The sequence below is a fragment of the Stutzerimonas xanthomarina DSM 18231 genome, assembly GCF_900129835.1.
Classification (GTDB): Bacteria; Pseudomonadota; Gammaproteobacteria; order Pseudomonadales; family Pseudomonadaceae; genus Stutzerimonas; species Stutzerimonas xanthomarina.
In genome coordinates, this window is sequence record NZ_FQXA01000005.1 from 48,740 (window position 1) to 67,878 (window position 19,139).

Annotated in this window: 16 protein-coding genes; 10 read left to right on the forward strand and 6 right to left on the reverse strand. The window is 62.0% G+C overall.

Going from position 1 to position 19,139, the window contains the following annotated elements:
• Positions 1–122 precede the first annotated feature (122 nt).
• The 3 genes from BUE09_RS13700 to BUE09_RS13710 all read left to right on the forward strand — a co-directional run bounded on the left by BUE09_RS13700 (position 123) and on the right by BUE09_RS13710 (position 2,799).
• Complete coding sequence (locus BUE09_RS13700; protein ID WP_073301487.1) at positions 123–806, forward strand: heavy metal response regulator transcription factor; 684 nt, start codon at positions 123–125, stop codon at positions 804–806.
• Positions 803–2,161: a heavy metal sensor histidine kinase gene (locus tag BUE09_RS13705; protein ID WP_073301488.1), complete on the forward strand. Its 1,359-nt coding sequence runs from the start codon at positions 803–805 to the stop codon at positions 2,159–2,161. The genes BUE09_RS13700 and BUE09_RS13705 overlap by 4 nt, the downstream gene beginning before the upstream one ends.
• Positions 2,162–2,343: 182 nt before the next feature.
• Positions 2,344–2,799 carry a hypothetical protein gene (locus tag BUE09_RS13710; RefSeq protein ID WP_073301489.1) on the forward strand — a complete coding sequence of 152 codons (456 nt, stop codon included), beginning with the start codon at positions 2,344–2,346 and terminating at the stop codon, positions 2,797–2,799.
• Between the two features lie 23 nt (positions 2,800–2,822).
• Here BUE09_RS13710 and trhA read toward each other — a convergent pair whose 3' ends face one another.
• From trhA to BUE09_RS13725, 3 genes are read right to left on the reverse strand one after another with little or no spacing between them, the layout of a single operon-like run.
• On the reverse strand, positions 2,823–3,440 hold the full coding sequence (gene trhA, locus BUE09_RS13715; protein WP_073301490.1) for a PAQR family membrane homeostasis protein TrhA: 618 nt from the start codon (positions 3,438–3,440) through the stop codon (positions 2,823–2,825).
• A 25-nt stretch (positions 3,441–3,465) separates the two neighbouring features.
• Positions 3,466–4,152: a DUF4197 domain-containing protein gene (locus tag BUE09_RS13720; RefSeq protein WP_073301491.1), complete on the reverse strand. Its 687-nt coding sequence runs from the start codon at positions 4,150–4,152 to the stop codon at positions 3,466–3,468.
• Between the two features lie 52 nt (positions 4,153–4,204).
• Positions 4,205–5,209 (reverse strand): AraC family transcriptional regulator, encoded by a 1,005-nt coding sequence (locus BUE09_RS13725; protein ID WP_073301492.1) that lies wholly within the window; start codon positions 5,207–5,209, stop codon positions 4,205–4,207.
• Positions 5,210–5,399: 190 nt separating this feature from the next.
• On the opposite strand from BUE09_RS13725, the gene BUE09_RS13730 reads away from it, so the two are divergent.
• Genes BUE09_RS13730 through BUE09_RS13740 form a run of 3 tightly spaced genes read left to right on the forward strand, consistent with a single transcriptional unit; the run spans position 5,400 to position 9,920 of the window.
• Complete coding sequence (locus BUE09_RS13730; RefSeq protein WP_083380763.1) at positions 5,400–7,010, forward strand: FAD-dependent oxidoreductase; 1,611 nt, start codon at positions 5,400–5,402, stop codon at positions 7,008–7,010.
• Between the two features lie 17 nt (positions 7,011–7,027).
• Positions 7,028–8,758, forward strand: a complete 1,731-nt coding sequence (locus BUE09_RS13735; RefSeq protein WP_073301493.1) for a thiamine pyrophosphate-binding protein — start codon at positions 7,028–7,030, stop codon at positions 8,756–8,758.
• A gap of 13 nt (positions 8,759–8,771) precedes the next feature.
• Entirely contained in the window at positions 8,772–9,920 is a 1,149-nt protein-coding gene (locus BUE09_RS13740; RefSeq protein WP_073301494.1) for an L-lactate dehydrogenase, read from the forward strand.
• On the opposite strand, the gene plsB is transcribed toward BUE09_RS13740, so the two are convergent.
• Entirely contained in the window at positions 9,921–12,428 is a 2,508-nt protein-coding gene (plsB, locus tag BUE09_RS13745) for a glycerol-3-phosphate 1-O-acyltransferase PlsB (RefSeq protein WP_073301495.1), read from the reverse strand.
• Positions 12,429–12,638: 210 nt separating this feature from the next.
• On the reverse strand, positions 12,639–13,115 hold the full coding sequence (locus BUE09_RS13750; RefSeq protein ID WP_073301496.1) for a YqhA family protein: 477 nt from the start codon (positions 13,113–13,115) through the stop codon (positions 12,639–12,641).
• Positions 13,116–13,299: 184 nt separating this feature from the next.
• Between BUE09_RS13750 and BUE09_RS13755 the strand changes: the two genes are divergently transcribed.
• From BUE09_RS13755 to BUE09_RS13770, 4 genes are all read left to right on the forward strand, one after another.
• Complete coding sequence (locus BUE09_RS13755) at positions 13,300–14,223, forward strand: ABC transporter ATP-binding protein (protein WP_073301497.1); 924 nt, start codon at positions 13,300–13,302, stop codon at positions 14,221–14,223.
• The gene (locus BUE09_RS13760) at positions 14,220–14,951 is read left to right on the forward strand and encodes an ABC transporter permease subunit (RefSeq protein ID WP_073301498.1); all 732 of its coding nucleotides are present in this window, start codon (positions 14,220–14,222) and stop codon (positions 14,949–14,951) included. The genes BUE09_RS13755 and BUE09_RS13760 overlap by 4 nt, the downstream gene beginning before the upstream one ends.
• Before the next feature lie 10 nt (positions 14,952–14,961).
• A complete protein-coding gene (locus BUE09_RS13765; protein WP_073301499.1) occupies positions 14,962–16,797 on the forward strand; it encodes a GldG family protein in 1,836 nt (611 codons plus the stop codon).
• A 208-nt stretch (positions 16,798–17,005) separates the two neighbouring features.
• Positions 17,006–17,215 carry a cold-shock protein gene (locus tag BUE09_RS13770; protein ID WP_073301500.1) on the forward strand — a complete coding sequence of 70 codons (210 nt, stop codon included), beginning with the start codon at positions 17,006–17,008 and terminating at the stop codon, positions 17,213–17,215.
• Between the two features lie 218 nt (positions 17,216–17,433).
• On the opposite strand, the gene BUE09_RS13775 is transcribed toward BUE09_RS13770, so the two are convergent.
• Positions 17,434–19,089, reverse strand: coding sequence for an electron transfer flavoprotein-ubiquinone oxidoreductase (locus BUE09_RS13775; RefSeq protein ID WP_073301501.1), 1,656 nt, complete (start codon positions 19,087–19,089; stop codon positions 17,434–17,436).
• Positions 19,090–19,139: the final 50 nt, after the last annotated feature.

A 19,139-nucleotide genomic window follows, 5' to 3' on the forward strand; every position in this document is an offset into this window, starting at 1 on the left:
GCTGCCAACATAGCCCGAGTCGGCTTTCCGCAAGCTGAGCGGAATATTACTTTTTTGTCAGCTTGTGGTCCGTCAGCGGTGTTCCCGGCAGACTTGAGTGACGGATGGAGAGGACGAGCCGAATGAAGCTTTTGGTCGCTGAAGACGAACCGAAAACCGGAACCTACCTGCAGCAGGGCTTGAGTGAGGCAGGATTCTCTGTCGATCTCGTCACCAACGGCACCGACGCCTTGCAGCACGTGCTGAGCACGTCGTACGACCTGCTGATCCTGGACGTGATGATGCCGGGTCTGGACGGCTGGGAAGTGCTGCGTATGGTCCGTGCAGCGGGGCAGGAGGTGCCGGTGTTGTTCCTTACCGCACGTGACCGCGTGGAAGACCGGGTCAAGGGCCTGGAGTTGGGCGCGGATGACTACCTGATCAAGCCCTTCGCCTTTTCCGAACTGCTGGCGCGGGTACGTACCTTGCTGCGCAGGGGCAGCGCGGCTGCCTTACAGACCCAGCTGAGCATTGCCAACCTGGAAGTGGATTTGCTCAAGCGCCGTGCCGTCCGTGCCGGTCAGCGCATCGACCTGACCGCCAAGGAGTTCGCCCTGCTGGAGCTGCTGCTGCGTCGGCGCGGCGAAGTACTGCCCAAATCGCTGATCGCGTCGCAAGTCTGGGACATGAATTTCGACAGCGACACCAACGTCATCGAGGTGGCGATTCGCAGGCTTCGCGCGAAGATTGACGATGGCTTTGAACCCAAGCTCATCCATACCGCGCGCGGCATGGGCTACATGATCGACGAGCCGGACCCAGCATGACGAAGCAGTTGTCGCTAACCGCCAGGCTGAGCCTGATGTTCATGCTGGCGGTCACCGGGGTGCTCGGCGCGGCGGGCTTCTTTTTCTTCCAGTTGAGTCAGCACCACTTCGACGAGCTGGATCGGCATACCCTGGAGGACAAGCTCCAGGCCAGCCGACAGCTGCTGCGGGGCCTCGATGATCTGGCCCGGTTCGACGCGCTGCGGCCGCAACTGCAGGCATTGCTCGGCGGGCACAGCGACCTGGCGGTGCGGATCGTCGATGCCGAGGGTCAGGTGTTGTTTGCCGCCAGCGGCGCCGCCTACGCGGCCAAACCGCACGCGCATGGTTCCGTCGGCGCAGATGTGCAGCGGGTGTGGCGTCGCAGGACTGCCGTCATCGAGGTGGCAGGCCGTCCGTTGAGCATCGAGTTGGCGCTCGATATCACCACGCACAAAGTCTTCCTGAACACCTTGGCGGGATGGCTCTGGGGCGCGCTGGTGCTCTGTGCGCTGCTCAGCGGCGTGCTCGGTTGGCTGCTGGCGCGGAGCGGGTTGCGGCCGTTGCGCGAGGTGACGCTGGTGGCGGCATCGGTGTCGGCCAAGTCGCTGACCGAGCGGATTCCGGCCGAGTCGACGCCGGCGGAGCTGCAGCAGTTGGTGCTGGCGTTCAATGCGATGCTGGCGCGACTGGAAGACGCCTTTGTGCGGCTGTCGAACTTCTCGGCGGACATCGCCCACGAGCTGCGCACGCCGCTGTCCAATCTGATGACGCACACCGAGGTGGTGCTAACCCGTGCGCGCAGCCGTGAGGACTATCAGGAGAACCTGTATTCCAACCTGGACGAGCTACGTCGCATGGCGCGGATGATCGACGACATGTTGTTCCTGGCGAAAGCTGATAACGGCCTGATTATCCCCGAGGGGCAATCGATCGAATTGCACGCGTTGTGCGAAAAACTGCTGGATTTCTACCAGCTGACCGCCGATGAACGCGGTATCCGCTTCGTGCTGTCGGGCGATGCGCGCATCCAGGGGGATCCCGCCATGCTGCGTCGTGCGCTGTCGAACCTGCTGTCCAACGCACTGCGTTACACGCCCGACGGTGGCACGATCGAGCTGGCCATTGCGGCGGGTGAGCAGGGGGTGTCGCTGAGCATCGGCAACCCTGGCGTGGGCATTTCCGAGCAACACGTGCCGCGACTGTTCGACCGCTTCTATCGCGTCGACCCGGCGCGCCGGGAAGGCAGCCCGAGCAATGCCGGGCTGGGCTTGGCGATCACCCGTTCGATCATCGAGGCGCACCATGGCGAGATCCAATGCAGCAGCCGCGACGGCTGGACGTCGTTCGATATCCTGTTCCGCTTAGCTGACTGACAACCGACGGGGACGCTGGCCTGAGATAGGCTTACGGAGCATGATGGCTGCGAGATCACAGAGGCGGCCGATACCCAGTACTGGCCAATCCAGGCTGCGCGTGTTTGCATCGGGTTACCGCTTGACGTGCAACCCTGCTGGCTATCCTGCTCGGCAAATCAAACGCGGCGGATGGAGGTGGTATGAACATCGAACGATGCGAAGACCTGATCGACTGGACCAGCCAGGCCCATTCCCGGCTCTCCGAGTGCATGACAGAAGCCGCCGATGAGCGCAGCGACTCATTGGCCTCGATGCTGATGACTTATCTCGCGCAGCACGAGCACGAGCTGACCCACACCATTGCACGGATCAAGGAGCACGCCGATCCGCGCGCGCTGCAAGCCCGACTGCACGAGGCGGTCGAGGGTGAAGTGCTGGCGCTGGACCTCGACAGCGAGGCCTATGCACAGATGAGTGTCGACGGCATTTCACGCGAGGTCTTCGCCCTTCACAACCGGATCATCGACCTGTACCGCTCGCTGGAAAAGCGTCCAGCGCTGGATAAGGCACGCGAGCTGCTCGGCGAGCTGCTTCAGCTCGAGGAGCACGAAACCATGCGTCTGGCTCAGCAGGTCAACCGCATGCACGAGCTGTAGCTGACCAATGCAGAGGGATGGCGTCAGATGACGTAGCGCAGGATGGCCACGAAATGCAGCAGGCTGCCAGCCATGACAAACAGGTGCCAGATGCCATGCCAATGGCGAAAGCGCTGGTCGTAGGCGAAGAAGATGATGCCGACCGTATAGGAAACGCCGCCGGCCACCAGCCAGCTGATACCGGCGGTGCCGAGTGCGGCAAGCAGCGGCTTGACGGCCACCAGTACGATCCAGCCCATGATGGCGTAGATGATCACCGACAGCACCCGCGCTTCCGAGCGTGGCTTGATCTCCTGCAGCATGCCGATGACAGCCAGTGACCAGACGATCCCGAACAGCCACCAGCCCCAGCTACCGCGCAGCGTGACCAGGCAGAACGGTGTGTAGCTGCCGGCGATCAGCAGATAGATCGACAGGTGATCGAGCTTTTGCATCACCGCTTTGGCGCGGCCACGGACGCTGTGATAGAGCGTCGAGGCGCTGTACAGCAGCACCAGGGTGAAACCGTAGATGGCGACGCTGACGATCTTCGCCAGGTCTCCATCCATGGCTGCCAGGGCCAGCAACCAGACTGTTCCGATCAGCGCCAGCACACCGCCTGTCAGGTGCGTCCAAGCGTTGAATTTTTCTCCGTGATACATCGTATGCAGCCTTGAAACAGATCGATCAATTGCCCATCAACACGCCGAACACTTTCTTTGCCACGCTCGTTGCGGCCTGCGTAGGGTTCTGGCGAATAGCCGCTTCCTGCTCGGCGATGACCGCGAACAGGCCATCAAGCGTCTGTTCGGCCACATAGCCCTCGACAGTGCCGTACTTGGGGTCAATCGCGCCCAGTCCGGACGCCTTACCGGCCAGCGCGTTGTACTGCTGAGCGACGCCGACCTTGTCGGTGGCTTGCTTGATGATCGGCATGAACTTGGTACGGATTTCGTCACGGCTGGTCTTGTTCAGGTACTGCGTCGCCGAGTCATTGCCGCCGGCAAGAATGGCCTTGGCGTCGGCTACGGTCATCTTCTTCACTGCCTCCAGCAACAAAGCCTGCGCTTGGGGAACGGCCGCTTCGGCGGCTTTGTTCATGCCGGTTTCCAGCTCCTCGACCTGAGCGCCCATGCCCATCATCTTCAACATGCGAGAGGCCTTTCCGATGTTGCCAGGCAGCTCGATGCGCAGATCCGGATCGTTGCTGAAACCTCCAGGCTGCCCGAGTTGCTGGACGGCCACTTTGGTGCCCTGGCTGAGCGCATCTTTGAGGGCGTTGCTGGCGTCGCCCTGGCTGAGATCGGACAGCGAAAGCGCGAATGCGCCGGTAGACAGCAACAGGCCGGCGATAAGAGTAGCGATGCGGCGCATGGGCAGATCCTCTGGTAGTGATTCGGCGAGCTTAGCAGGTCTCCCGGACGCGCTACGTGATGTTGAAATGCGCCTTGCGCCATTGTTGCGGCGCCACTCCGCTCCAGCGCTTGAAAGCACGGGAAAAGGCCGTCTCGTCGGCATAGCCCAGGTGCAGCGCCAGATCGGTAATCGATTGCGCGGAAAGCCGCAGTTGCTGGCGCGCCTCGTCGTAGCGAACCTCATCGAGCAGGCTGCGAAAGCTTTGGCCCTGGCGTTGCAGCGCCAATTGCAGGCTGCGTGGATGCTGGCCGAGCAGGCTGGCGACCACCTCCAGTCGGGCCTCGCCGGTGGAAAGGATCGATTGCAGGACGTAGCGCGTGCGCTCGACGTGATCCGTCGGCAACTGCGAGTTGTGGCGAAACTGTTCGATCAGGTGCGATTTGAGCTGGCTGCGCTGCTCCACCGGGCGCAGGGTGAAAATGTTGGCGTTGGTGATGAAGCCGCTGCAAGGCTGCTCGAACAGCACCGGGCAAGGGAAAAGCCGCGCATATTCCTGCGGCTCGCCCAACGCCGCGTGGCTGATCAGTAACTGGCGCGGTTGCCATTCGGCGGCGAACAGCCCGGCCATGGTGCGCTGGGTCACGCCCAGCCCCAGCTCGCGCAGCTGACGCAAGTCCACCGGCTCCTGCAACTGCAGGCGGTACTCGACGCGCAGCTGCTCGCCTTGCGTCTGCAGATGCAGCGAGATGCCCTGGGCATGCAGGTGCACGTACTGCTGGGTGAGCTTGAGTACCTCGGCGAAGCTGTCTGCCTGCGCCAACAGCAGGCCGAACGGGCCGAACACCAGGTAGTCATGGTACTCGCTCAGTTGCAGGCCGAAGCTCGGCGCCGGGCCTTCGGCGGCGGCCAGGTTGAGTGCCTGGGCAAAGCGCGCATAGGGCACATAGAGATCGGGACGGCGCAGCACCAGTGGGTCCAGCTCGCAGCGGCGCAGCAGTTCGTGAGGGTTGAGGCCATGGCGGCGACAGAGGCTGTCGAAGCCGATAAATACGGCGCTGCGGGCGATCTGGGTCATGCAAGCGGTCCTGGCATGGCGGCTGAAGGAGCGGCTTCGCCGCGAAGCTCGCACTCGCTCCGACAGGAGTGAGCGGGCTCTACTTCTGCCAGATATTCGCAATATGTCAACTTGATGTTCGTGAAATGTCAGGCTGAATTGGGCGTATCAGCCTAGTCTCATGGTGTCGCTGCGTTTGCCAGGAGGTCCTATGAGCGCTGTGCTTCATCGTTGTGAAACCCTGGTGATCGGCGCCGGGCTGGCGGGGATCAGCACCGCGCTGGAACTGCTCGAACAGGGCCGTAAGGTGCTGCTGCTCGATGCCGGGCCGCGCAGCCATTGCGGTGGTCAGGCCAACGATGCCTTCGGCGGCATGCTGCTGTGCGGCACCCCCGAGCAGCGGCGCAACAAAGTGCAGGATTCGCCGCAGCAACTGCTCGAAGACTGGCTGCGCGTGGCTGCCTTCGAGCCCGACGATCACTGGGGGCAGCGCTGGGCCGAGCATTATGCCGAGCGCAACAAGGCGGATATCTACGACTGGCTGCGTCAGCGCGGCGTCAGCTTCTTTCCAGCGGTGCAGTGGGTCGAACGTGGCAATTTCGGCGATGGCAACTCGTTGCCGCGCTACCACGTGGCCTGGGGTTGCGGGCGTGGGATCGCGCAGACGCTGGTCCGGCAGTTGTTAGAGCACGACGGGCTCAGTTGTCTGTTCGAGCATCGCGTGCTGGGGCTGGACATGCGCAATGGCGCCGTAGTGGGTTGCCATGGGCGCAGCGCCGACGGCGAGTTCCGTATCGAAGCTGAGCATGTGGTGGTATGCAGCGGCGGCATCAACGGTGATCTGGCCAAGGTGCGTCAGCACTGGGACCCACTCTACGGCCCTTTTCCCGAAAACATCCTCAACGGCACCGACCCGCGCGCCGATGGCGCTCTGCATGAGCAGGTCCAAGCGGTGGGCGGGCAGGTGGTCAAGCTCGGGCGCATGTGGAACTACGCTGCCGGCATTGCCCACCCCGAGCCGCAGTATCCGCAGCACGGCCTGAGCCTGATTCCCTCGCGCTCGGCGCTCTGGCTCGACGCCACGGGCCGGCGCATCGGCCCACAACCTCTCGTGGGCGGTTTCGATACTCATGACCAGTGCAAACGCATCGGCCATCTGCCCGGCCAGTACAGCTGGCAGTTGCTGAACTGGCGCATCGCGATCAAGGAAATGGCCATCTCCGGCACCGACAGCAATCCGCACTTTCGCGACCGCAAGCTGCTGCGCCTGCTGTGGCAGTTGTTCACCGGCAACCGCGAGCTGGTGCGCTGGATGATCGACCGTTGCCCTGACGTGCTGGCTGCCGAAGACCTGCCGCAACTGGCCGGGCGCATGGCTGCGCTGGCCGGCGACGGTCAGCTCGATCCCCAACTGCTGGACGCCGCGATACAGCGCTACGACGCCGGTATCCGCCGCGGCCCGACGCTGTACAACGACGAACAGCTACGCCGCCTGCAGCAACTGCGGCAGTGGCGCGGTGACCGCCTGCGCACCTGCCGCGTGCAGCCGATCCTGGATTCCGGTGGTGGCCCGCTGATCGCGATCCGCACCCGGCTGATAAGCCGCAAGAGCATGGGTGGCATGCTTACCGACCTGCATTCGCGGGTGCTCAACGCCGAGGGCAAACCTGTAGCGGGCCTGTATGCAGCGGGGGAGGCGGCGGGTTTCGGTGGTGGTGGCATCAGCGGCATTCGTTCGCTGGAGGGCACCTTTCTCTCCAACTGCATCCTCAATGGCCGCCGCGCTGCGCAGGCTATCGTCGGCTACGCATCGCACACATAAGAACAAGGAGCACCACCATGAAGAAAACCGGCGCCGCACTGGCACGTTTCGCCCTGGAACAACTAGGCGTCAGCCACACCTTCGGCATTCCGGGGGTACACAACACCGAGCTGTACGACGAGCTGAACGCCTCGGACAGCATCCAGCCGGTGCTGGTGACCCACGAATGCGGTGCGGCCTTCATGGCCGATGCCTTCAGCCGCACCGGGTCGAGTATCGGCACCCTGGTGATCGTACCGGCTGCCGGCGTCACCCACGCGGCCAGTGGAATCGGCGAGGCGGGGCTGGACGGCATTCCCATGCTGATCATCTCCGGCGGCATCCACAGCGAAAGCGGGCGGCGCTATCAGCTGCACGACATCGACCAGCACGCGCTGCTGGCACCGATCACCAAGGCGACGTTCCGTATCCTCAGCCATGCCGAGGTGATTCCGACTCTTTACGAGGCCTACCGCATTGCAAAGGGTGGAGAACCGGGGCCGGTGTTCGTCGAGCTGCCGTACAACATCGGCAATTTCCTTGGCGAAGTGGCTGAGATGCCACCCTTCGTCGCCGAGGCGCTGACACCCAGCCATGACCTTGCGCAGCTGCGCGAAGCCGCACGGCTCCTGGTCGAGGCGTGGCAGCCCGGCCTGTTCCTCGGCTGGGGCGCGGTGGGGGCGCAGGCGCAACTGATCGAGTTGGCCGAGCTGCTGGGTGCGCCGGTCTGTACCACACTGCAGGGGCTCAGCGCCTTTCCCGCCACGCATCCGCTGCATGTGGGCATGGGTTTTGGCGACTACGCGGTGCCAGCGGCGGCCAATGCCTTCGCCGAGTGCGACTGCCTGCTGGCGGTGGGTACGCGCTTTGCAGAAATCCCCACCGGTAGCTACAGCATGCCGGTGCCGGACAACTTGATTCACCTGGACATCAACCCCCAGGTCTTCGATGCCAACTACCCCGCGCGCATCGCTTTGGCTGGCGCGGCGGAACAGTTGATTCCGGCGTTGCTGACCGAGGTTCGGGCGCTGCGCAAGGAGGCGCCGGTCAGCCCGCTGCCAGCGCGGATCGCCGCCGACAAGGCTGCCTATTTGAAGGAATGGCTGCAGCACGACAGCCGTGGACGGGTGAACCCGGCAGCGTTCTGCCAGGCCCTGCGCGCCCAGTTGAACGACGAGGCCATCATGGTGGCTGACGATGGCAACCACACGTTCCTGCTGGCCGAGCTGATGCCGATCCATGGTCCGCGTGGCTTCATCTCGCCCAGCGATTTCAACGCCATGGGCTATTGCGTGCCGGGGATGATCGGCGCCAAGCTGGCCAATCCCGAGCGGCAAGTGGTGGGCGTGGTAGGCGACGGTGCGCTGCGCATGACCGGGCTGGAGCTGGTCACCGCCAGCAGCCTCGGGCTGGGCGTGGCGTTATTCGTGTTCAATGACGGCGAGTTGTCGCAGATCGCCCAGGCCCAGGAAATTCCCTACAACCGCAAGGCCTGCACGGTGCTGCATCCGCTCAATCTTGCCGCGCTGACCGAGGCCACCGGCGCGGCCTTCGTCGTCATCGAGAGCACCGAGCAGTGCATGGACGGCATCGCCCGTGCCATGGCGTTCGTCGGCGAGGGCAGGCCGGTGCTGGTGGACGTGCGCATCGACTACAGCAAGCGCACGCGCTTCACCGAAGGCGTGGTCAAGGCCACCCTCAAGCGCTTTACCCCGCGCGACAAAATACGGGTGGTGGGCCGCGCACTGTGGCGTCGGGTGACCGGTTGAGGAGGGCGACGCCATGAGCCACCACTTGGCTGCCAGCTGCGACGACTACCGACGCCTGGCTGAACGCCGACTGCCGCGCTTCCTGTTCGACTACATCGACGGTGGCGCGGGTGACGAACACACCCTGGCCGCCAACAGTCGGGACTTCCAGCATGTGCATCTGCGCCAGCGAGTGCTCTGCGATGTGGACAATCTCGACACACGCTGCGCACTATTCGGCCAGCCCGCGAGCATGCCCCTCGCGCTGGCGCCGCTGGGCATGGCCGGGCTCTACGCACGCCGTGGCGAGGCCCAGGCCGCGCGGGCGGCTGCTGCGGTCGGTGTGCCGTTCAGTTTGTCTACCGTGGGCATCTGCTCGCTGGCCGAGGTGCAGGCGGCGAGTGCGAACAAGTGCTGGTTTCAGCTCTATATGCTGCGCGACCGCGAGGCGGTGCAGGGCCTGCTGCAACAGGCTCTGGCCAACGGCTGCGACACACTGCTGTTCACCGTGGACCTGCCGGTCGCGGGGATTCGTCGGCGCGACATCCGCAACGGCATGCTCGACCCCGGATGGCGCGGCAAGCTGGCCAAGGCCAGCCAACTGGCGCAGCGACCCGGCTGGCTGCTGGACGTGGGCATTCTCGGCAAGCCACACCATTTCGGCAGCCTCACCGACCAGGTGGCCGACCCCAACGACCTGCGCGCCTTCAAGGCCTGGCTGGATGCACAGTTCGATCCCTGCGTGACCTGGGATGACATCCGCTGGCTGCGTCAGCAGTGGCCGGGCAAGCTGGTGTTCAAGGGCATTCTGGAGCCGGATGACGCGTTGCAGGCGCTTGATTGCGGCGCAGATGGCATCGTCCTCTCCAACCACGGTGGGCGTCAGCTCGATAGCGTTTCGTCCACTGTTTGCCAGTTGCCGGCGGTGGCTGAGGCGCTCGACGGGCGCTTGCCGATTCTGCTCGACGGCGGTATTCGCAGCGGCGCCGACATTCTCAAGGCGCTCGCGCTAGGCGCCCAGGGCGTGATGATCGGTCGCCCCTGGGCCTGGGCGCTGGCTGCCGGCGGCGAGGCAGCCGTTGCGCAGCTTTTGGCCGGTCTGCAATGCGAACTGGCGGTGGCCATGGCGCTCTGTGGCGTGAAGGGCCTGGTCGCTATCGATGGCAGTTTGGTTGGCGCGTGATCAGCGCAGCCGACCACCCTCCAGCTGCTCGGGCGGCGTTTCCTCGTCGTGACGTTCCAGCGCCACCTGGCGGATCGACAGGCGAATTTCGGCTGGCAACACGCGCTTGGCCACGCCCTCGGCCAATTCGCCGAGTTTGTTGTGGTGACCGAGCTTCCCGGTTGCATCCTCGCGCAGAACGTCCTGATCCAGCAGGCTCTTGATGAAGTGCCGGAACAGGCTCTTGTCGAAGAACTCCGGCGCGTTCAGGCCATGCAGGATCGACAGCCGCTGGGCCATGACCGTGCAGAGCGTTTCCAGCTCCTCGGCGTCTAGGGTGTTCTGACCGTTGTTTAGCAGCAGCGAGATCGCCATGTAGAAGCGCTGCAGCGTCTGCATGATCGTCCGCGCCAGCAGCGTCAGCAGGACGAACTGACGAGAGCTGGGCGCTGGTCGTACGTAGGTTTCGCCGTCGCGCTTGAGCAGCCCCTGTTCGACGAAGGCTGCCAGCCATTGATCAATCACTGCAGGCAACTCTTCTGGCTCCCAGCGTATGAACAACTCGGCGCGCAGATAGGGATAGAGCGCCTCGGTGAAACGCAGGATCTGTTCCCGGCCGATCCGTGAGCTGCTCTGGAAGAAGCTCGCCAGCAAAGCTGGGAGGGCGAAGATATGCATCACGTTGTTGCGGTAGTAGGTCATCAGAACGGCGTTCTGCTCGTCCAGATAGAGGATATTGCCCAGCGCATCCTTCTGCTCAGCGAGCAGTCCGAGATCTTTCACGTAGCTGATCAGCGCCTCGCCATCGCCGTCCGGCAGGGTCGTATGGGGCGAGTAGGGCACGGCACGCAGCAGGTTCTGGTAGAGATTGAGGATGCGCGCCAGTGAACGGCGATCCAGCGCCTGACGGCTGGTGGAGAGCATCGCCAGCGCGACTAGGTTGACCGGATTGACCGCAGCGGCTTCGTTGAGGCGTTGGGCGATGCGTTCGGACAGTTTATTGGTGGTCTCGTTGAGCCAGTCAGGGCGGAAATTCGGCGCCAGATCTTGTTTGCGCCAACCCGGTTGCTGCTGCTCGAGAAACTCGTTGAGCTTCAGCGGCTCGCCGAAATTCACCCAGACCTGGCCAAAGCGCTGCTTCAGCGCGCCGATGACCCTGAAGATGTCGAAGATCGATTCCTTCTTCTTCGCCGCGCCGCGCAATTCGCCCAGATAGGTGCGGCCTTCCAGCACGCGCTCGTAGCCGATGTACACAGGCACGAAAAGGATCGGCAGACGCGACGAACGCAGGTAGCTGCGCAGAGTAATGGCGAGCATGCCGGTCTTGGGTTGCAGCATGCGCCCGGTGCGCGAGCGACCGCCCTCGACGAAGTACTCGACCGGAAAGCCACGGCTGAACAGGGTGTGCAAATACTCATTGAACACGGAGGTATAGAGCGGGTTGCCCTTGAACGAGCGGCGCATGAAGAAAGCCCCGCCACGACGCAGCAAGCTGCCGATCACTGGCATGTTGAGGTTGATGCCCGCGGCGATGTGTGGCGGCGTCAGGCCGTTGCGAAACAGCAGGTAGGACAGCAGCAGGTAGTCGATATGGCTGCGGTGGCACGGCACGTAGATGACTTCGTAGCCCTGCACCGCCTCCTGCAGCGGCTCCAGGTGATTGACGCGGATGCCGTCGTAGATTTTGTTCCAGAACCAGGACAGCACTACCTCAAGAAAGCGCACGGCCGTGTAGGCGTAGTCCGAGGCGATTTCGTTGCCGTAGCGCAGCGCACGCGCTTCGGCCTTTTCCAGTGAAATGCTCTCGCGCTCGGCCTCGTCCCTGATGGCCTGACGCACCTGCGGGCCATGCACCAGACCTTTGACCAGGTTGCGACGGTGCGACAGGTCGGGGCCGATCACCGCCGTCTTCTGATTGCGGAAATGCACCCGCAGCATGCGATGAACCATGCGCAGGGTGCGCTCGTGGCCCTTGTTCTGGGCTACCAGCTCGTTGAGCTGAATCGGCGTGGAAAACTGCACGCGGGTCTCGCGCCCGAGCATGACGATGCTGAGCAACTTGCGCAGCCGTCCGGTGACGGCCCAGCTGTCGGCGAACAGCAGTTTCCAGGCGCTGGTTTCGCGATCCGGCGAACGACCCCAGAACACGCTGACCGGGATGATCTGGGCGTTGTCTACGGCGTTCTGTTCCAGGGCACCGACCAGGCGCACCAGTGGCACTGGCGTAACGGCGCGGGCCCGTGTGCCGAACCAGCTGGCGGCGGGGTTGAGAAAAATGAATGCCGCCGGTTCGACATGATTGCCCACCGCCACGTCCGCTACCGGGCGCGGCAGGCCGGCCTTGCTGCACTCGTGATCGAGCACTGCCAGATCACTCAGCGAAGCGCGTTGCAGCACGTAGAACACCGGCTTGCTGCGGTCTAGCTTGAGCGTGAAAGCGGACTGGTTGATCGTCTCGGAGCGCACCCAGACATACAGCAGGCGACGCACGAGGGAAAAAACGAGACGGCGAAACGGAGAGCGGGTCATTCGGCAGATTCGACTGTGGAAGGGTTAATGCCCTTGAAGCGCGCAAGTGTGCCGCATGCGGTGTTGGCGGGCAAAAGTCTGGTGAAACAAGTCCGTGGTTCGGTGCGCTGGCTCGACGGGTGAGGTACGTTCGAAGCGGGTGAGGGCACTGTTCCGTTTGCAGAAGGGGCGAGCTGCTATTCAATAGTCGCCCTGAGCGTTCGTCCTGGCCTACTTCATGTTTCTCCATGCGTAGGCGGCTGAGAACACGACAAGGCTTACGGCTGCTCCGAAATACAGGTTTTCCAGCTGAGCGCCCACCTCGACGGCATGCTCGAGAAACAAAATGATGATGATCACCACCGAAACCTGTATCAGGGTTTTCTTCAGGTCATGGAAAGACCTGATATCCAGCGGCCCGAGCGAGGCGCTCTGTTCGGCCGGCACGGGCTTGATGAACAGTCGATACAGGCTGATGGCAATCAGCTGAAAGGTAATGGCGATTAACAGCAGATCTAGCAGCTTCAGTAGCTTGACGGCGAGACTTTTGCTGTCGTTTGCGGTGTGCGGGAATTGATGGATCAGCTCCAGCAGCAGATGCACCATGGTGTTCAGACTGACGCCGTACAACAGCACGGCCGAGATTGCCGTCGTTGCAACGGCAACCAGTACCAGGAAACGGCTGCTGCGAAAGATTCGTTCGATCATGTTTTAACATCCCGGTCGCCTATTGCTCTCGCTTGAGGCTAGTGCAAGTCGAGGCAATGCGGCCTAGCTGTCGAGTAGCCACCTGGTCTGGTTGCAATAGCGTTGCGGCTCTCCTTATAGTCCGGCGCGCATTGGGCCGGTATGCCAAACGTGGCCGCAGGCCCGTCAGCACGGATGAAAGTTGATGATCGAACTGAACAATCTGACCAAGCGATTTGCCCAGCACACGGTAGTTGATGCCTTGTCCTTCTCCGTCGAACCGGGCGAAGTGTTGGGGTTTCTAGGTCCGAACGGGGCTGGAAAGTCCACGACGATGAAGATGTTGACCGGCTTCCTCACGCCGACGTCAGGCAGCGCAAGCATCTTTGGTTGCGATATCCGGACCCAGGCGCTTCAGGCACAGCGCCAGATGGGCTATCTGCCTGAGGGCGCGCCCTGCTACGGCGACATGACGGTGCGGGGCTTCCTCGAGTTCATCGCTGAGGTGCGTGGTTATCGCGGTGCGGATAAACGCGTGCGGGTCGACACGGCCGTGGGACAGGTCGAGCTGGAGTCGGTGCTTGGCCAGAGCATCGACACGCTGTCCAAGGGCTTCAAGCGTCGTGTTGGACTGGCGCAGGCGATTCTGCATGACCCGCGCGTACTGATCCTCGATGAGCCTACCGATGGCCTGGACCCGAACCAGAAGCACCAGGTTCGCCAGCTGATCAAGGGCTTGGCCCGGGACAAGATCGTCATCATCTCTACGCATATCCTCGAAGAGGTCACGGCGGTCTGCACGCGCGCCATCGTCATCGCTCGCGGCCAGCTGGTGGCCGACGGAACGCCACTGGAACTGCAAAGTCGCTCCAGGTATCACCAGGCCGTGACGCTGGTCGGCGAAGGGCCGCTGGATGACGTCGCCCTGGCGGCTTTGCCGGGTGTGGCCGGAATTGAGGTGAATCAGTTGGAGCACAGCCTTACGGTGCTGGCCAAACCGGGTCAGGTGATCTTTCCGCAGATCAATGCCTTGATCACCCAGCAGGGCTGGGCCGTGCGGGAGCTGGATGTGGAACGCGGCCGATTGGACGAAGTATTTCAGACGTTAACGCGTGGGGAGGCGTTATGAGTCAGTTGCCGGTGATCTTCAAACGTGAGCTGGGCAGTTATTTCGCGACGCCGCTCGCTTACGTCTTTACGTTGATCTTTCTCGTGTTGTCGGGCGTATTCAGCTTTTATCTGGGCGGTTTCTACGAGCGGGGCCAGGCGGATCTCGTCCCCTTTTTCAGTTTTCATACATGGCTCTATCTGTTTCTGATTCCAGCGATCGCCATGCGGCTGTGGGCCGAGGAGCGCAAGTCGGGTTCCATCGAGCTGTTGATGACCTTGCCCATTACCCGTTTCGAGGCGGTCACCGGCAAATTCCTGGCGGCCTGGGTGTTTGCCGGGCTTGCCTTGCTGCTGACGTTTCCGATGGTCATCACCGTCAACTACCTGGGCCAGCCAGACAACGGCGCGATCATCACCGGCTATTTCGGTAGCTGGCTGCTGGCTGGCGCTTTTCTGGCGATCGGCTCCTGCATGTCGGCGCTGGCCAAAAATCAGGTGGTTGCCTTCATCCTGGCGGTCAGCGTGTGTTTTCTGTTCATCGTCAGCGGTTTGCCGATGGTGCTCGATGCCTTCGCCTGGGCGCCGCAGTGGCTGGTGGACGCGGTGGCATCGCTGAGTATCCTGATTCGTTTCGATTCGCTCAGCAAAGGGGTCATTGATCTGCGAGATCTGCTGTACTTCGTCACCCTGATCATCGCCTGGCTGATGGCCACTGCCATCGTCGTCGATTTGAAGAAAGCTGCATAAGGAAGCCCGCATGAAACGACTGATGTATTCAGGTGCCGGGCTGCTGCTGATCGCACTGGCTTTCCTGGCATTCAATGCTGTTTCCAGCCTGATGCTTACCGACGCGCGGCTGGATCTAACCGAGCAGAAGCTCTACACCTTATCGAAAGGTACCGAGACCATCCTGGCTGGGCTTGAGGAGCCGATTGAGTTGCAGTTGTTCTACTCGGACGAGGCGACGGGGGACCTGGTCGCGCTACGCAACTATGCACGGCGCGTTGAGGAGCTGCTGTATGCCTATCAGCGTGAGGCTGATGGAAAGATCACGCTGCGGATGATCGATCCCGAGCCGTTCTCCGAGGAGGAGGATCGGGCCGCCGAGCTCGGGCTGCAGGCTGTGCCGCTGGATCAGGGCGGCGACAATGTCTACTTCGGCTTGGCGGGTATCAACGCGGCGGGGCAGACGCAGAGCATTCCGTTCTTCCCGTTGGATCAGGAGGCGTTTCTCGAGTACGAAATCAGTCGTCTGGTGCAGACGCTTTCTACGCCACAAATGCCGGTGGTCGGCGTGCTTTCAGGGCTGTCCATCATGAGCGGTTTTGACATGCGTACCCAGCAGGCAGCGCCTCCTTGGATGGTGCTGGAGAACATCCGTCAGCTGTTCCATATCGAAAGCCTCAAGCCCGATGTAGACATGATCCCTTCGGACGTTTCGGTGCTCATGCTGATCCATCCAAAGCAGCTGCCGCAGCAGACCCTGTATGCCATCGACCAGTTCGTCATGCGGGGCGGCAAGCTACTGGTATTTCTCGACCCCTACAGTGAGGCGGACCCTGGCATGGGCATCGGGCCAGGTGAGTTCGGCGAGGGCAACGCGTCGGATCTGGAGCCCCTGTTCAACGCCTGGGGCGTGCGCATGGTGCCCAATAAGGTGGTATTGGACGCGTCCTATGCGATGTCAGTCGGAGTGGGCGAGGAGCGCCGCCCGGTCAGGCATCCGGCCTGGCTGAGCTTGCCGCAGCGCATGATGGACAGCGAGGACGTCGTAACCGCTTCGCTGGAGAGCCTGAACATGGCGACCGTGGGCTTTCTCGAGCCGCTGAAGGATGCAACGACTCGTTTCGTGCCGCTGATCCAGAGCTCCAGCTATGCCATGCCGATCGAGGCGGAGCGCTTTGCGACATTGGAAAATCCCGAGCTGCTCTTGCGGGAGCTGGAGCCCACAGGCGAGCGCTACACGCTTGCGGCGCGTATCCAGGGCTCCGCTAAATCGGCTTATCCCAACGGTATCGAGGGCCGCAAGGACGGTCTGAAAGACAGCTCGAGCATCAATGTGTTGGCTGTGGCGGACACCGACTTGCTTGCTGACCGCATGTGGGTGCAGGTCGAGAACTTCTTCGGCCAGCGCATGCCCCAGCCCTGGGCTGACAATGGCACCTTCGTTATCAATGCGCTGGACAATCTGTCCGGCACCGATGCGTTGATCAGCGTCCGCTCACGTGGTCGGTTTGCTCGACCGTTTACGGTTGTCGAAGACTTGCAACGTCAGGCAGAGAACCGCTTTCGCGAGAAGGAAGACGTGTTGCAGCAACGGCTGGCTGCGACCGAGGCACAGCTTGCCGAGTTGCAGGGGCCGGACGCGGAAGGAGCTGTACAGCTGACTGTTGAACAACAGTCCGCGCTGCAGGATTTCATGCAGGAGAAGCTCCTCATCCGCAAAGAGTTGCGTGAGGTGCGTTACCAGCTCAACGCAGATATTGAGGCGCTGGGACGGACGCTCAAATTCTTCAATATCGGTTTAGTGCCGCTGTTGCTCACGCTCGGGATGTTATTGCTGTGGTTCTGGCGCAGGCGTCGATCCGTATGAACATGGTGAGCTGCCGGCCTGGCGGTTTGCTTGTGTTGTGTGCTGAGCGCCCGAGCCCCAATCGGGCCGATGCTGATGCGCCGGCACCGCCAGAAACGTACTTGTCATGGCCGCTGCGCTATATTTGGCGCTGGCGTTGATCTAAGAAGATCACGCCTGTCCGTTGATCCCCGAGCGGGAATAATAAGAATCGAGTTGGAGAAGTAGGATGGCTGAGCGCGAAACCGGGACCGTCAAGTGGTTCAACGATGCCAAGGGTTATGGATTCATCCAGCGTGGCAGTAGTGCGGATGTGTTTGTGCATTACCAGGCGATTCGTGGCGAAGGCCACCGCTCTCTGGCCGAGGGGCAACAGGTCGAGTTTTCGGTCACCCAGGGACAGAAAGGCCTGCAGGCGGAGGATGTGGCTGGGTTGTAACCGCCGGCTATTCGCTAACAGCCCTTCGGCTGTTAGCGGAACTGTGACAGAGCCCTGGCCCAGGCCGGGGCTTTTCGTTTTCAGGGCTTTTTGCTGGGTGGCTGCTCTGGTGACGTGCTCGATGGCGGATATTTCCTTCGCATTCGCCGAAATGATGGATCTCAAAAAAGCAAAAACCCCGCCGGGGCGGGGTTCGCTGCACTGCAGGGCAGCCTTAGTTACATGTTGGGGTAGTTCGGACCCCCGGTGCCCTCCGGCGCGACCCAGACAATATTCTGGGCCGGGTCCTTGATGTCGCAAGTCTTGCAGTGCACGCAGTTTTGCGCGTTGATCTGGAAGCGTTTGCCGCCTTCATCATTGTCCACCACCTCGTAGACGCCGGCCGGGCAGTAACGCTGGGCAGGTTCGTCGTACATGGGCAGGTTCTTCTCGATCGGAATGCTCGGATCGATCAGTTTGAGGTGAACCGGCTGCTCTTCTTCATGGTTGGTGTTGGAGAGGAATACCGAACTCAGCTTGTCGAAGCTGAGCTTACCGTCCGGCTTGGGATAGTCGATCTTCTTCGACTCTGCGGCTGTCTTCAGACACGCGTAATCCGGCTTGGTGTCGTGCAACGTGAACGGAATCTTGCCGCTGAATATGTTCTGGTCGATGAAGTTGAACGCACCGCCCTTGATGGCGCCCCACTTGTGAATCGCTGCGCCAAAATTGCGGCTGGCGTATAGCTCCTGGTAAAGCCAGCTGGCTTTGAAACCTTCTTCATAGCCAGTCAGCTCGTCGCCACCCTCACGGCCTGCGAACAGGGCGTCTGCTACCGCTTCTGCGGCCAACATGCCGGATTTCATGGCGGTGTGACTGCCCTTGATCTTGGCGAAGTTCAAGGTGCCGGCGTCGCAACCGATCAATGCGCCGCCATTGAACACCATCTTCGGCAGCGAATTGATGCCGCCTTTGGCGATCGCCCGCGCGCCGTAGGAGACGCGCTTGCCGCCCTCCAGGTACTGCTTGATCACCGGATGATGCTTGTAGCGCTGGAACTCATCGAACGGCGAAAGGTACGGGTTGCTGTAGGAGAGATCGACGATCAGCCCGACCACGACCTGGTTGTTTTCCAGGTGATAAAGGAAGGAGCCGCCGGTGTTGTCATCGTTCAGCGGCCAGCCCGCAGTGTGCACGACCAAACCCTGCTCGTGCTTGGCCGGGTCGATGTCCCAAAGCTCCTTGATGCCAATCCCGTAGTGCTGCGGATCGACGTTGGCATTGAGCTGGAATCGATTGATCAGCTGCTTGCCGATATGACCACGGCAGCCTTCGGCGAACAGGGTGTACTTCGCACGCAGCTCCATGCCGGGGGTGTACATGCCTTCTTTCGGATTGCCCTCGCGGTCCACGCCGAGATCACCGGTTAGAATGCCGCGCACCACGCCCTGTTCGTCGATCAGCGCTTCCTGAGCGGCAAATCCCGGGTAGATTTCGACACCAAGATTTTCGGCCTGCTGGGCCAGCCAGCGACACAGATTGCCCAGCGAAATGATGTAATTGCCTTCGTTGTGCATGGTTTTCGGAACCAACGCATTGGGCAGCTTGCGAGCGGCTTCGGCAGTCTTGAGCAGGTAGATGTCGTCACGCTTGACTGGTGTGTTGAGCGGCGCCTCCAGTTCTTTCCAGTTGGGAAAGAGTTCAGTTAGCGCGCGCGGCTCGAACACGGCACCGGATAGGATGTGGGCGCCAACTTCGGAACCCTTCTCAACGACGCAGACGCTGATTTCCTTTCCGGCATCGGCGGCTCGTTGCTTCAGTCGGCAGGCAGCGGACAGGCCCGCGGGGCCGGCGCCGACGATGACTACGTCGAATTCCATGTATTCGCGTTCCATTGGCTATCTCCTACTCAAGGCTTGATTGTTTTATAGATAGTGGAGGGCTG